The 13453-nt window shown below is 69.3% G+C and carries 12 protein-coding genes; 6 read left to right on the top strand and 6 right to left on the bottom strand.

The window, feature by feature from the left end; genetic code table 11:
* The first annotated feature begins 97 nt into the window (after positions 1 to 97).
* Entirely contained in the window at positions 98 to 913 is an 816-nt protein-coding gene (locus ACFQ9K_RS06205; RefSeq protein ID WP_378715214.1) for an ABC transporter permease, read from the top strand.
* Positions 910 to 1731, top strand: coding sequence for an ABC transporter permease (locus tag ACFQ9K_RS06210; RefSeq protein WP_378715217.1), 822 nt, complete (start codon positions 910 to 912; stop codon positions 1729 to 1731). The genes ACFQ9K_RS06205 and ACFQ9K_RS06210 overlap by 4 nt, the downstream gene beginning before the upstream one ends.
* Here ACFQ9K_RS06210 and ACFQ9K_RS06215 read toward each other — a convergent pair.
* Complete coding sequence (locus ACFQ9K_RS06215; protein WP_378715219.1) at positions 1728 to 2591, bottom strand: helix-turn-helix domain-containing protein; 864 nt, start codon at positions 2589 to 2591, stop codon at positions 1728 to 1730. The two genes, ACFQ9K_RS06210 and ACFQ9K_RS06215, sit on opposite strands and share 4 nt — an antisense overlap.
* Positions 2592 to 2818: 227 nt before the next feature.
* On the opposite strand from ACFQ9K_RS06215, the gene ACFQ9K_RS06220 reads away from it, so the two are divergent.
* Positions 2819 to 3352: a hypothetical protein gene (locus ACFQ9K_RS06220; RefSeq protein WP_378715220.1), complete on the top strand. Its 534-nt coding sequence runs from the start codon at positions 2819 to 2821 to the stop codon at positions 3350 to 3352.
* Between the two features lie 19 nt (positions 3353 to 3371).
* Here ACFQ9K_RS06220 and ACFQ9K_RS06225 read toward each other — a convergent pair whose 3' ends face one another.
* A complete protein-coding gene (locus ACFQ9K_RS06225; protein ID WP_378715222.1) occupies positions 3372 to 4760 on the bottom strand; it encodes an aminotransferase class V-fold PLP-dependent enzyme in 1389 nt (462 codons plus the stop codon).
* Between the two features lie 220 nt (positions 4761 to 4980).
* Complete coding sequence (locus ACFQ9K_RS06230; RefSeq protein ID WP_378715224.1) at positions 4981 to 6231, bottom strand: NADH:flavin oxidoreductase/NADH oxidase family protein; 1251 nt, start codon at positions 6229 to 6231, stop codon at positions 4981 to 4983.
* 175 nt (positions 6232 to 6406) lie between these two features.
* Between ACFQ9K_RS06230 and ACFQ9K_RS06235 the strand changes: the two genes are divergently transcribed.
* The 3 genes from ACFQ9K_RS06235 to ACFQ9K_RS06245 all read left to right on the top strand — a co-directional run bounded on the left by ACFQ9K_RS06235 (position 6407) and on the right by ACFQ9K_RS06245 (position 8351).
* A complete protein-coding gene (locus ACFQ9K_RS06235; protein WP_378715226.1) occupies positions 6407 to 6982 on the top strand; it encodes a TetR/AcrR family transcriptional regulator in 576 nt (191 codons plus the stop codon).
* Positions 6983 to 7051: 69 nt separating this feature from the next.
* The gene (locus tag ACFQ9K_RS06240; RefSeq protein WP_378715227.1) at positions 7052 to 7474 is read left to right on the top strand and encodes a ribonuclease domain-containing protein; all 423 of its coding nucleotides are present in this window, start codon (positions 7052 to 7054) and stop codon (positions 7472 to 7474) included.
* 517 nt (positions 7475 to 7991) lie between these two features.
* Positions 7992 to 8351 carry a DUF4254 domain-containing protein gene (locus ACFQ9K_RS06245; RefSeq protein WP_378715281.1) on the top strand — a complete coding sequence of 120 codons (360 nt, stop codon included), beginning with the start codon at positions 7992 to 7994 and terminating at the stop codon, positions 8349 to 8351.
* A 227-nt stretch (positions 8352 to 8578) separates the two neighbouring features.
* On the opposite strand, the gene ACFQ9K_RS06250 is transcribed toward ACFQ9K_RS06245, so the two are convergent.
* The 3 genes from ACFQ9K_RS06250 to ACFQ9K_RS06260 form a co-directional block, all read right to left on the bottom strand.
* Positions 8579 to 11872 (bottom strand): hypothetical protein, encoded by a 3294-nt coding sequence (locus tag ACFQ9K_RS06250; RefSeq protein WP_378715229.1) that lies wholly within the window; start codon positions 11870 to 11872, stop codon positions 8579 to 8581.
* Between the two features lie 125 nt (positions 11873 to 11997).
* The gene (locus ACFQ9K_RS06255) at positions 11998 to 12594 is read right to left on the bottom strand and encodes a DUF4126 domain-containing protein (protein ID WP_378715231.1); all 597 of its coding nucleotides are present in this window, start codon (positions 12592 to 12594) and stop codon (positions 11998 to 12000) included.
* A gap of 57 nt (positions 12595 to 12651) precedes the next feature.
* On the bottom strand, positions 12652 to 13449 hold the full coding sequence (locus tag ACFQ9K_RS06260; RefSeq protein ID WP_378715232.1) for an ABC transporter permease: 798 nt from the start codon (positions 13447 to 13449) through the stop codon (positions 12652 to 12654).
* Positions 13450 to 13453: the final 4 nt, after the last annotated feature.

A 13453-nucleotide genomic window follows, 5' to 3' on the forward strand; every position in this document is an offset into this window, starting at 1 on the left:
CTATCTCGGTATCTCCTAGGACAGCCGCCCACGACATGCGGGCAACCGCCGGTTCCCGGCAAACCGGCGGGGATATCCGCAGGATGAGAGCGTGCAGATGAGCCTGCTGACGGTGCCGTCACGGCCGCGAATCGGCGCGGTCGTCCAGTGGTGGGTGCTGACCTGCCGCCTGATCCGGCCGTCGTGGCGCAACGGCGAACTGGTGACCGCGGTGGTCGCGCCGACCGTGTTCACCCTCGGGTTCTATGTGCCGTTGAACCTGGTCATGAGCGTTTACGGGCACGGGCTGAGCAGCTACGCGCAGTTCCTCATGCCGATGATCGTCATGCAGGCGGTGGCGTTCTGCGCGACCTCGGCCGCGTTCCGGGCGGCCAGCGACGCCAAGGACGGGCTCACCGTGCGATTCGGCTCCATGCCGATGCCCGCGGCGGCACCGCTGGCGGCCCGGATCACCGCGGGTATGTATCGCGCGGTGATCTCGCTGGCGGTCGCGGTGATCTGCGGCCGGGTGATCGGCGTCAGATTCTACGGAAGCCTCTGGGAGACAGCGGGATTCCTGGGCTTCGCGGTGCTGGTGGCGCTGGCGTTGTGCGTGGGCGCGGACCTGATCGGCAGCCTGGCGAAGAGCCCGGAGGCGATCACGCAGGTGCTCATCTTTCCGCAGTTGATCCTCGGGCTGGTGTCCACCGGTCTCGCGCCAGCGCGTCAATTTCCCTCGTGGCTGCAAGGTTTCGCGCGTAATCAACCGGTGTCGCAGTTCGTGTACGGAATGCGCGCGCTGATCGGTGACTCGACCGGTCACGCGGGTGTCGTCGGCTGGCCGGTGCTGGGACCCGGCGTGGCGTGGGCGGTAGGGCTGCTCGTGGTGTTCGGCGCGCTGGGTGTGGTGGTGGCCGTGCGGAGGTCGGAATGACCACGACCGGTCGCGCCGCCGACCTTCCCTCGGTGCACGGGCAGACCGAGACCTGGCGGCTGCTGGTGCCGCAGACCGTCATTCAGACACGTCGACTGTTGTTACGTTGGTGGCGTGACCCGTTGACGATGGTGCAGTCGCTGGTCTTTCCGGCGTTGCTGCTGATCGTGTTGAATACCGTGCTCGGCAAGCAGATTTCGACGTTCTCCGGGGCGAGCGCGCTGTACGGGTCGGTGCCGATGGTGGCGCTGGTCGGGGTGATGTCGGGGTCGCTGGCCGGCGCGATCACGCTCGGCCGGGAACGCGATCAGGGTCTGCTGGCCCGGTTGTGGGTGCTGCCGGTGCATCGCGCGTCCGGACTGGCCTCGCGGATCGTCGCGGAGGGGGTGCGGATCCTGCTGTGCACCATGGTGTTGTTCGCGGTGGGCGTGGTGCTCGGGTTCCGGTTCGAACAGGGGGTGCTCGCCGGGATCGCGTTGTTCGGCGTGCCGCTGCTGTACGGGCTCGGGTTCGCGACACTGGTCACCGCGGTTGCCGTCTTCAGCGCGAAAACGGCTCTGGTGGAGGCGGTTTCGCTCGGTTCATCGATCATGATGTTCTTCAGCACCGGCTTCGTGCCGCTGACCGCGTATCCGGCCTGGGCCAAACCGATCGTCGCGCATCAACCCATGACCTACGCGATCGATGCCATGCGCGGACTCTCGCTCGGCGGGGCGGTTCGGTCGCCCCTGCTGGCGACCGTGACCTGGTCGGTCGGCGCGATCGTGGTGTTCGCCGGGCCGGCCGCCGTCGGATACCGCAGGGCCAGCCGGACTTAGCGGCCCATCCGGGCGGCGGCGTCCATGATCATTTCGGCAGAGTCGCGCGGGCTCAACGCCATCGCGCGCAGCTGGTCGAAAATGACGCCGAAGCGCCGTATTTCGGGATGCCCCTCGATCAGCTCGTCACCCGCGATGCCCTCCACATACACCAGCTCCGGATCGGCCGGATCGTGGAAGTCCAGCAGCGTGAACGACCCCGCCATGCCGGGATGCGCGCCCGCGTCGAACGGCAGGATCTGCAGGATCACGTTCTTGCGCTTGGTTTCCTGGAGCAGTCGATCCAGCTGGCCGTGCATGACCGCCGGCCCGCCGACGGTGCGCCGAATGGCCGCCTCGTCCATCACCACCCACAGTTCGAGCGGCTCGTCCTTGGTCAGGTTCGCGGCGCGGTCCATCCGGGCGCGCGCCCGATCCTCCATGATCGCCGCCTCGACCTTCGGCATCGAGGTGTCGATCACCGCCGTCGCGTACTCCATCGTCTGCAGCAGCCCCGGGATGGTGGAGGTTTGATAGTGCCGCGCGGACAACGCCTCGGACTCGAAGTTGATGTAGGCCGCGTACACCTCCGACACGCTGCCCTCGTACGCCCGCGACATGCCCGGCTTCAGCGCGTCCGACAGCAGTTCCATCGCGTCCTCGCGCTGCTCCTCGGTGACGCCGTACAGGTCGAGCATCGCCTGCAGGGTGCGCCGCTGCGGCCGCGCCTGCGCCGTCTCGATCCGGTACAACGTGGTCACGTTGATCCCGGTCTGCGCGCTGACCTCTTCTTTGCTGAGTTCGGCGTGCTCACGCATTTCGTGCAGCATCGCGGCCAACCGGCGCAAGCGCACGGTCAGGACGGTGCGCTTGCCTGCCATGACCACATCCCTTCGGTCCCGCCTGCGCCGACAGCGCGCGTTCGTAGGACGAAAGAGTACCGCTTCCTATCCTGGTGAGGTCCAAGGTTTCCGGTTCCCAACCGGCAGATTCCCGAACCAGCCGAGCATCCGCGGCGCACCCGGCGACGAATAGGTTGTGGCCGGCAACGCGAATTCTCGAGGTGCCGATCGACCAGTTCGGAGCTATGCCAACCGAAGGAGTCACTGTGTCCCTCAGCATCCGCACGACGAGCGTCGCCGTTCTCACCGGCGCGCTGCTCGCGACTACCTTGTGCGTCGCGCAAGGTTCCGCGGCGCCTGATCGCGATGCGCTCGTCACGTGCAAGGAGACCGGCGAGGTCACCTGGCTCAATGTCGGCATCGGCAAGCTCGCCGCCCCGGTCCCGTGGCAGGTCGCGACCACGTTCGAAGGCTGCGCCGGGCCCAGCATTTCCGGGAGCGATCCCACGCCGGTCAGCATGGCCATCGCCGGAACCGAGAAGGTGGCCTGCGATGGGCCGGTGACGAGCCACAAGGGCACCGGGACGATTCTCTGGTCGGACCAGACGACCAGCGAGATCAGCCAAAGTGCCACGAAGCAGAGCAAATCCGAAGGCTCGGGACCGGGCGTCTTTCCGATCACCATCAAGTCGGGCCACTTCGCGGGTCATGCCGCGGAGGAAACCAGCACGGTGAAACTGAACGGCACCTGCCCCGGTGCGTCCGTCGGGACGCTCACCGGGACCTTCCGCATCTTCTGACCGAGGCCGGTCGGCGGTGTCAGCCGCGATTCACGAGTCCAGTTGCCTTCCGGCTGAGCAGTTCCCACGCCGCGGTGACGTGCTCGTCCCGGGTCGCGGTGCCGCCGATCGCCAGCCGGAGCGTGTAGGCATCACGAACCGCGGTGTGGGACAGACAGATTCGACCGGAGGCGTTGACCTCTCGCAACAGCTGCCGATTGGGCTCGTCGGCGCCGCGCAACCGGAAACAGACGAGCGAAAGCGGATGCGGGGCCATCAGTTCGAAGCGATCGTCGGCGACCACCCAGGACGCGAACCGCTGAGCCAGTGCGACGCTGTGCCGGATGTGTGCGCGTAATCCCTCGGCGCCGTACCAGCGGATCACGGCCCACAGTTTGAGCGCGCGAAACCGCCGGCCCAGCGGTACCTGCCAGTCGCGGTAGTCCACTACCGCGCCCGACTCGCTCGCGCTGGAGCGCAGGTACTCCCGCACCACCGACAGCGCCCCGGTCAGCGCCGTGCGGTCGCTGACATAGCAGGCGTCGCAATCGAAGGCGGTGAGTAGCCATTTGTGCGGATTGGTCGCGAAGGAGTCGGCGTATTCGGCCACGCCCTGGTGAATCCACCGCAGCTCGGGGCAGATCGCGGCGACCCCCGCGTAGGCGGCGTCCACGTGCAGCCAGGCACCGAATTCGGCGCAGATCGGGCCGATCCGGTCTACCGGGTCGACCGCACCGGTGGACGTCGTTCCGACGGTAGCCATCACCAGGACCGGGATGAGGCCCGCGTGCACATCGCTCGTGATCGCGGTCCGCAACGCTTCGGGATCTATCGACAGGTCCGCGCGGGTGTCGATGAACCGCACCGACGACGTGCCCAAACCCGTGATGCGGGCGGCCTTTTCCAAGGCGGAGTGCGCCTCGGTCGAGGCGTATACGCGGTAACGGCCCCGGTCGACGCCGTCGGTTCGCACGCGCCCTGCCGATACCCGATGCAGCGCGGCCAGCAGTGCCACGAGGATCGCGCTGGACGCCGAATCCTGGATGACGCCGCCACCCGTGCCCGCGAAGGTGAACCGCTGCGGCAGTCCGAGCAGCGCCGCGAGCCAGTCGAGCACCTGCTGCTCGAGCTCGGTACAGGCGGGACCGGTCTGCCAGAGCATCCCCTGCACACCGAGCCCCGCGGACAACAGCTCCGCGAGCACCGCCGGACCCGATGTGCTGGACGGGTAGTAGGCGAAGAACCCGGGGTGCTGCCAATGCGTCAGCCCGGGAACCAGAATCGAGTCGAGGTCGGCCAGCAGCGCGGTGAAGGGCTCGCCCAGTTCCGGTGGCGCAGCGGGTAATTGGGAGCGCACGTGCCCGGGGGCCACCTCCGCCGACACCGGCAACGACTCCACTCGGTCCCAGTAGTCGGCGACCCAGTCCACGACAGCGCGTCCATGCTCGCGAAACTCTGCCGCGGTCATATGGCGCGGCGGGGGCGTATCGGTCATAGCTGAGTCGGGAGCGTCCGCCTGCGGTCTGGCTCCCATATCCTTTCGCTGCGTAGCGCCGACGGAGGTGTCGGCCGGTCCGAATCAGGGGGCATCCCTTGGTATTCGTACCGGTGTGCAGCGGGGATCGTGCCGGGTTGCATCCGGCGACAGGTCAGCCGCGCTTGTGGCGGAAGGCGTCGAGGCCGTTGCGGCCGAGCATGGAGACGGTGGTTTTCCACCAGGGGCGGTGGGGGTCGGGGTCCGCGCCCGCGCCGAGGCGGTGCAGTTGGTCGGTGTGCCATTGCAGGTCGAGGGCGCCGTCCAGGGAGCGGAGGCTGGTGACGGCGGACAGCGGGCCGCGCAGGCCCATGGCGATGCCCGCGCTGGGCAGGCGTTCGTCGCGTCCGGTGAGCACCGCGTCGGCGGCATCGGGGGTGAGACAGGTCGGGCGGCCGATGCCGACCACGTCGCAGTCGCCGGAGCCGACGGCCTCGGCCATGGCGGAGCGGGACCGGAAGCCGCCGGTGACGGCGAGCGGCAGGCCGCCTGCCGCGGCGCGGACGGTGCGCGCGTAGTCGAGGAAGTAGGCCTCGCGGGCGAGGGTGCTGGCCGCCGGTGCGTCCTTGCGGCCCATCATGGCGGGGGATTCGTAACTGCCGCCGCTGATCTCGATCAGGTCGAGACCCTCGGTGGCGAGTCGTTCGACCACCGCGCGGGACTCGTCCTCGGTGAATCCGCCGCGCTGGAAGTCGGCGGAATTGAGCTTGATCGCGACGGCGAAGCTCGGGGCGACCGCGGCGCGAATCCGCCGGACCACCTCCACCGCGAAGCGCATGCGCCGCTCGGGGGTGCCGCCCCAGCGATCGGTGCGCTGATTGGCCAGCGGCGAAAGAAATTGCGACACAAGGTATCCGTGCGCGCCGTGCACCTGCACGCCGTCGAATCCGGCGATCTCGGCGATCCGCGCGGTGGCCGCGTAGCGGTCGATGACGGACTCGATCTCGGTGTCGGTGAGCGCCCGCGGCGTCGGCATGCCCGGGATTTTCGGCGCGATCGCCGACGGCGCGACCGGCCGGGTCCTGGTGGCCAGCGGATTCGCCTGCCGGCCGGGATGGTTGATCTGCATCCAGATCGGCGCACCGCCGTCATGGGTGGCCTTGGCCCAGGCGGTCAGCGCGTCGAGGTCGCGCTCGTCGTCGACCACGACATTGCCCGGCTCGCCCAGGTGACCGCGATCGACCATTACGTTGCCGGTGACCACGAGGCCGTAGCCGCCCGCGCCCCAGCGCGTGTAGAGGCGGGTCAGCCGCTGGTCGGGTGCGTTGACCGGGGTGCCGAGTCCTTCGCTCAGGGCCGACTTCATCAGCCGGTTCGACAGGACCTGGCCACACGGCAGCGGAAGTGCGTCGGCGAGCGTTGTCATCGGTGAGTCCTTTTGTCGCGCAGAGTGTTCGGGGTCGGCGAAGGCCACGTCGACGGCCGGCGTCCGGCTGGACGCGGGCGATCGGCGGCGCATTCCTATTACGGCGGGTAACGTGTGTCCTGACGGTAGTAGCATGATTGGTCTACCGCAAGCGGGAGATGGGTAAGCTACGACAATGACGATGCGCCCCCGGGAACGGCTCATCATGGGTGCGATCGACCTGATCCGGCGCCATGGTGTCGCGGGCACCGGCATGACCGAGCTGCTCGCGCACAGCAATACGGCCCGCCGGTCGATCTATCAGAACTTCCCGCGCGGTAAACAGCAGCTGATCGAGGAGGCGACCCGGACGGCGGGCGAGGTACTGGCCACGGCCATCACCGCTACCGAGGCGGGCGGCCGGTCGGTGACGCGGCTCGCGAGCTTCGTCCGGATGTGGAAGGACACGCTGCGCGCCGCCGACTTCACCGCGGGGTGCCCGGTGGTCGCGGCCGCGCTCGCCGGTTCGGAGGTCCCCGCGGCGCCGGCCATCGCCGCCGAGGCGTTCGCCGGATGGGAAGCGCTGATCGCCGAGCAGCTGACCGGCGAGGGGCTCGCGGCCGAGGTGGCGGAATCGCTGGCGACCACGGCGGTGGCCGCGATCGAAGGCGCCGTCGTCATGGCCATCGCCGCTCGCTCGGTCACACCGCTCGACCGGGCCGCGGAGCAGCTCGACTATCTGTTGCGCTGCCGGATGTCCGAACTCGGGTAGTCGTCAACGTTTTCCGGATCGGAAACCCGCCGAAACCTGGAGTTCGACTCGGATGGGTAGGTTCACGACATGACTGGGGCGGGATCGACCTCGAAGCGGTTCGTGCACATCCTCGCCGTGCTGGTGGCGGCCTTGGCGCTGGTCTTCGGCTGGTCGACGGGGGAGCAGTCGCCGCGCTCGGCGCACGCGGACTCGGTCACGCTGGTCAGCGCCGCGATCCCGCAGCGCGCCTGGGATACCCTCGCCCGGATCGATGCGGGCACCTGGCCGCCGAACGACGGGTCCGGCACCAAAGGCGGTGGCACCTGGTCGAATCGCGAGGGGACGCTGCCGAGCACGGATTCGGCGGGACGCCGGATCGCCTATCAAGAGTGGGACGTCAATATCAAGAGGCCGGGCCAGAGCCGCGATGCCGAACGCATCGTCACCGGGAATGACAAGTCCGCCTGGTACACCGGCGATCACTACGCCACGTTCACCCGCATGCGCTGACCGGGAGTGACCGGGCTCGGGCGTTGTTCGCAACCGGCCTTGACACGTTTCGTGGCAGAAATCGCGGTCTATGGGGTCGATGGGCAACCGTCCGGCATCCTTGTGTGCGCGGCCTGATCCGCCATCGAGACACGCTGTCCCCAAGTCTGATTCCGGCAGCGCTGCTCGACTTGCGCATCGCCCGAGGTCATCGGCGACGCCCCTGCTCGTGCGGTGTCGAAGCGGTTGTCCGGCGGGGAAACCGAGTGCCCGGAGCGCGGGCGAACAGGCGAGTTGCAGCAATGCAGACGCACTCTTGCGTTCTTGCATCAGTAAGTGCATGATCCAGCTAGCCTAGTTGTGAACAACCGATCCGATGACCGGGATAACCGAATCGAGAGCCAATTATGTTGGTACAAAGCGTGTTGGTGTCGGGCGAACTCGGGGTGCAATCATGAGTGCGCCGACAGTGGGGGTACTGCCGACAGCTCCGCAATTATTGTGTGCATTCCAGGGCCGCCGTTTCCAAGATCGAGAAATGCTGCGCTCCGCCCATGCGCTCGCCGAACTGCATGCGCGCAGGCAGCAGGTGCGTGACACCGAGCTGATCATCGAAATCGACTGCCGCCGAAGCGAACTCGTCGACGACATCAACGATTGGATCGGCAAGGAGATTCCGCAGCACCGCAACGGCGCCTCGCTGCACACGGAAAGCCTTGGGGCGGTGGTGGACCGGATGGCACGCAGTTGGGTGGACGCGAATCAGGTCATCGATGTCGAGGGCGCGCGCAGTGACAATACCCATAAACATTGGTACCACCTGGCAGAACTTGTCGATGGGTACACTGATTTGGTAACCGACGTGGCCGGTGGCCGCCGCCGTCTGCCAGAGCAGTGATCATTTCCGATCTACCGATTACACCGCGATAGTGACACTGCCCCGACAGCGTCGCTTGCTCGAGGGCGATGTCCCAGGGTGGTCATCCGACCAGTGACCTTCCACGGACGATAAGTCGCCTGCCCAGTGACGGCGGGCGCAACGGGGCGCCCCGCCCGGCGTGCCGCGTGGTCGACTGGCGCGGCACGCCCGCTGAGAAATTCGCCGCACCGCATCGGTGCCACCCCTCATTCGGCAACGGTGAAGATCTCGTGTGCCGCCACCCTGACGTTGCTCTGCCCATGCGTACGCATTTTGGCGAGCAGCTCCACCCAGGTCGGCGTCCAGCCGAAGTGATTGCCGCACTGCGCGATCAAGGCCAGCGCGGCCAACGCGGTCGCACTGTCCACATCCGTGGACAGGTCCCGCGCGACCGTCGTCATGGTGTCCGCGTCGACCAGCTGCCCGGACCGCGCCAGCCGCGTCCGCAACTGCTCGGCGGGATACACCACCATCGCACCGCGGGCCAGACCGCACGCCTGCTGGATCGCCCGCACGCTCGACGCCGTATCGGCCCAACGGATCTGGGCGAGCAGCAGATCGATGGCAAATCGGCGCCACTGCGTCTCGCCGGAGAGGCGCTCGGCCACCGCGACCGCTGTCGCCCGCGCCGACTCCGACCGCCCGGCCGCCTGCTCGAGACTTTCGAGCAGCGTCGAAAGCCGTTGCCTGGCCGGCAGATCACGGCCGGGAATGACGATGTCCTCGGCGGCCAGCAGCCGATCCACCGCGGCAGGCACCTCCGCCAGGAAGGCGCCGCCGACCAGCACCCGCGCGGCCTGCCGCCACAACCCCGCCTCGCCGAGATCGGCCAGCCTGCGCACCAGCATGTCCCCGGTGTCCGCGGGCGCCCAGCGCTGCCAGGCGCTGAGCACCCGCATCGCCTCGGTGGCCAGCTGGACGTCGGCCCCGCCCGCCATCTCCCGCACCAGCTCGGCCATCCGGCGGCGCTGCGGAATCGGCAGCAGCGCGGGCGCGAGGTTCAGCGCCTCGCCGGCCACCGCCGGGTCCTGGGACGCGTCGGTGAGGATCTGCCAGGCCTCGTCGTGGTCGAGCAGCCAGCGACAGGCGAAGACGACCGCGCGTCTGACGTCGCGATGCTGATTCGGCCGGTCCCAGATCGCCCGGATCGTCGCCAACGCCTGCGGTACCTGCAGCGTGGCGAGCAGCCGCACCCCCTCCTTCAGCGAGGTGATCTTCGGCGAATCCAGTAGCGGGGTGAGCGCGGCCGCGAGCCGATCCGGCGGGATGCTCCTGGCCCGGGAGGCGATGCCGCTCACCGCGACTCGCGCGCGATCGGAATCCACGTAGCGCCCGAGCACCCCGATCGCGGCCTCGGCCTCGGCGCTGCGGCCGAGCGCGGTGAGCGCGGCCTCGGCGATGGTGAGCTCGGGATGATCGGTGTAGCCGACCAGGCGGGCGAAGCTGCCGGGCAGGCGGCCCAAACGCCGCACCGCCCAGGACTTCTCCCACAGCGAGGCGTCCTTCGACCGGATCAGGCCGGTGAGCGCCCGCGCGTACAGCTCGATCTGGCGCGGTGTCCATCCGTCGAAGCCGGCCGAGAACTCCGGCACCAGGCGCACTTTCGGCGCGATGAACCGGCCCGGGGTCGCGCCGCTGAGCACCTGGTCGAGCAGATCCGTTCGGCGCGTGGCGATCACGTGCTGCACCCGGGGTAGCGAGATCATCGAGCGGTCCCGGTTCAACAGGACGGCCAGGTGCTCGTCGCGGGTGATCGGATTGGCCAGTACCAGGTCCACCGCGTTGTGGATCACCGAATCGTTGCGGGCGCCGCAGGCCCGCAGCAGCAACTGCTGCAAGGCGCCGACCTTCCACGCGCGCCGGTTCAGGCCGTTGGCCAGGCCGAGCGTCAGGGTCCACTCGTCGCGCATCGCGTCGCCGTCCAGTCGCCGGTGCAGCGCCGCGAACAGCCGATGCTCCGCGCCGCGGGGCAGGTTGCGGTCCAGGTCGCGCAGCGGAACCGAACTGGCATGCGCCGCAAGACTTTCGATCAGCCGCAGCGCCGACTCCGTGCAGGCCGGATCGTCGACGCGGGCGCCGTGCACCAGCAGGGTGCGCGCCAGTGTGCCGACCGCGCCGGTGGTCGTGCTCGATCGATCGCGGGCCTGGAGCGCGTCGGTGGCCAGGATTTCCAGCGCGGGCAGGTGGGCGGGGCGCAGCAGGGTCGGCGGGATCTCGGCGACCGCCTGTAATGCTGTGCGCCGCACCGGATCCTGCTCATTGCGCAGGCGCCGCAGGGATTCGAGCAGCGCGCCGACCACCTCGGGATCGCGGCTGCCGATCGCCGCGACCACCAGCAGCGGATACGCCTCCATGCGCTCCTCGGCCGTCGGCCTGCGGATGCTTTCGTGCAGGACCGGCTCGGCCTCCGCCCAGGAGAGCCGGGCGATCAGTCGCTCCCGCGTCCGCCGATCATCGGATCCGCCTTGGCGCGAGAGCAATTCGCGCGCGAGCGTCGCTCGATCGTGCCGGGGCAGGCGATCGAGCGCGTCCAGATCGACCAGCGCTGCGTCGACGCCGGGGCGGATGAACACCTGCCGCACGAGCTCGGTGCGCCGGCTCGGCGGCAGCGAGTGCAGGAATTGCCGCCGGTGATAGCTGGAATACGCGGCGCACACGGCGATCAACCGATCGTCGGCGAGCCCGCGCAGTGCGGTGAACACCGCGCGTCCGGCGAGGCAGTTGCCGCGGCCGCTGGGATGCAGGATCAGCTCGACGACCGCCTCGGCATCGTGCCGAGTCAGCTTGCCCGCGATCGCGTCCAGGCCGTAGATCTGCTGGTGCGCCACCGCCTGCGCGGCGAGGGCGAGCAGGCGATCCGGGGCGTGGATCGCGAACGTGCCCGATCCGGTGGCGATCCGCGACCAGAGCTCGGGCCAGTCCGATTCGCCCGCCCGGCCCGCGAGGTCGGTCAGATAGTCGAGCACCGCTTCGGGGTGCCTGCGGGCCAGCGTCTGCCAGTTCGGTGCCGCGTACGCGAACTCGGGGAGGTACTCGGTGACCAGACGCGTCGAGCAATACGGCAGGATGCGCGCCGCCTCGGCATCGCCGTACAGTCGTCGGACCTCGGGGAGCAGGGCGTCGGCCAGCCCCGGGTCGTGCGCGCGGCGGCCGACCGCGCGATAGAGCACGCGTCGCGTCCGGTGCGCCATCCGCGGCAGCCGCTCGACCAGCAGTCGGGGTTCGACACCGAGCCGGACCAGCGCGACGACCGACCGCGAGACGAATTCCTGCCCGGTCGAATCCAGTTGGCCGACAAGGTGATCGCGGTCGGCGGCGATCGCGGCCAGATGAATCGAGAGGACCCGCTCGTAGTGCCCACGCCCGGCCAGATCGGTCAGCAGCGCGGCGAGCTCGCCCGTGCCGGCCAACCGCAACGCGACCGTCGCGATCGCCCGGCGCCGCTGCGGCGCGGACAACGGCTCGATGTCCTTCACTAGCTTCGTCGCCGGTGATGCCATTGTTCGACCGCCAACCTTCCCTCTGAAGCGGAGGAATCCCCCGTGGTCGTTGTGAGGATATGTCGCGCACACCGGGTTTCGCCGGACCGAGATCGAATCGGCGGCCCGTGCGTGACCCGTCGCGCTCAGATCGCGGCGGCGCTGCGGGCCTCCCGGCGTGCTCGGCGTCGGCGCAGATAACGGCGGATGCGGGTGGCGAGGAAGGTCACCAGGATCAGCCCGGCCACCAGCAGCGCGCCCGCGACGATGGCCGCGAGCAGCGGATGGAAGATGGCCAGGGTGACGATGCCCGCGACCGAGACGTCCTCGGCGGTGCTGGTCACGATGTTGGTCACCGGTTCCGGCGAGGTGTTGATCGCCATCCGGGTGCCCGCCTTGACCAGGTGGCTGGCCAGCGCGGCCGTGCCGCCGACCGCGCCCGCCGCCAGCTCGGGCAGCGAACCGTCTTGTCCCGCAAGCAATGCCGCGACGACCGCGCCCGCGGCGGGGCGGACCACGGTGTGCAGCGCGTCCCAGAACGAATCGAGGTACGGAACCTTGTCCGCGACCGCCTCGATCAGGAACAGCACCGCGGCGGCGATCAGCACGTCGGTGCGTTGCAGGGCCTCGGGCACCGAATCGGACAGGCCGGTGCGGCCGAACAGGCCGAGCAGCAGCACCACGGCGTAGGCGTTGACGCCGCTCGCCCAGCCCGCGGTGAAGATGAGGGGAAGTGCTGACACGAAGTCATCCTAGGTCGAGACGGGACCGCCCGCCTCGACCGTCGAGAACACGCGGGTTCAGCGCAGGGCGGCGCGGCTGCGCAGGCGGCCGAGCAGGATCAGCGCGATCAGGGTGACCAGTACCAGCAGGGTGGTGCTGGCGGCGGCGTCGAAGACCTCGCCGCGATCGGTCTGGGCGAAGATGCCGACCGGCAGGGTCTTCCAGGTGGCCGGGTAGACCATGATGGTGGCGCCGAGTTCACCCATGGACAGGGCGACGGCGAGACCGGCGGCCGCGCCGAGCGCAGGCAGCAGCAGCGGCAGCGTGACCTGGCACAGGACGCGGGCCGGGCTCGCGCCGAGCGATTCGGCGGCCTCGCGGTATCCGGGATCGAGGCGGTCGAGCGCGGCGGCCACCGCGCTGAACGCGTAGGCCAGCACGAGCACTGAATGCGCAAGGATGACAATCCATTTGGTGCCGCCGAGCAGCACCGGCCGCTCGTTGAACGCGATCAGCACGCCGAGGCCGATGGCCACCGAGGGGACCGCCACCGGCAGGTGGAACACCGCGTCGGTGCAGCGTCGCCACCAGCCCGGCGCCGCGCGGGCGGCCAGTGCCGCCCAGGTGCCGAGGATCAGCGAGCCGGCGCCGGCCAGCAACGCGGTCTGCAGGCTCACCGACAGGCTGGCCGCCTGCTCGCCGGACAACGCGCGGTCGAAGTTGGCGAAGCCCAGGTCGGAGGGCAGCGGGCCGGTCCAGCGCCCGGCGAACGCGGCCGCGACGACGGTGGCGATCGGCGCGACGAACACCACGAACACGACGAGCGCGAAGGCGGCGAGCACCAGGCCCCGGCCGCGCTTGGTCCACATCAGCATCGCG

This window comes from Nocardia sp. NPDC056564 (assembly GCF_042793755.1).
In the GTDB taxonomy this organism is placed as follows: domain Bacteria; phylum Actinomycetota; class Actinomycetes; order Mycobacteriales; family Mycobacteriaceae; genus Nocardia.

Coding starts and splice junctions, on each gene's coding strand:
- ACFQ9K_RS06205 (WP_378715214.1), top strand. CDS start 98: ATGAGCCTGCTGACGGTGCCGTCACGGCCGCGAATCGGCGCGGTCGTC.
- ACFQ9K_RS06210 (WP_378715217.1), top strand. CDS start 910: ATGACCACGACCGGTCGCGCCGCCGACCTTCCCTCGGTGCACGGGCAG.
- ACFQ9K_RS06215 (WP_378715219.1), bottom strand. CDS start 2,591: ATGGCAGGCAAGCGCACCGTCCTGACCGTGCGCTTGCGCCGGTTGGCC.
- ACFQ9K_RS06230 (WP_378715224.1), bottom strand. CDS start 6,231: ATGACAACGCTCGCCGACGCACTTCCGCTGCCGTGTGGCCAGGTCCTG.
- ACFQ9K_RS06235 (WP_378715226.1), top strand. CDS start 6,407: ATGACGATGCGCCCCCGGGAACGGCTCATCATGGGTGCGATCGACCTG.
- ACFQ9K_RS06240 (WP_378715227.1), top strand. CDS start 7,052: ATGACTGGGGCGGGATCGACCTCGAAGCGGTTCGTGCACATCCTCGCC.
- ACFQ9K_RS06245 (WP_378715281.1), top strand. CDS start 7,992: ATGCTGCGCTCCGCCCATGCGCTCGCCGAACTGCATGCGCGCAGGCAG.
- ACFQ9K_RS06250 (WP_378715229.1), bottom strand. CDS start 11,872: ATGGCATCACCGGCGACGAAGCTAGTGAAGGACATCGAGCCGTTGTCC.
- ACFQ9K_RS06260 (WP_378715232.1), bottom strand. CDS start 13,449: ATGCTGATGTGGACCAAGCGCGGCCGGGGCCTGGTGCTCGCCGCCTTC.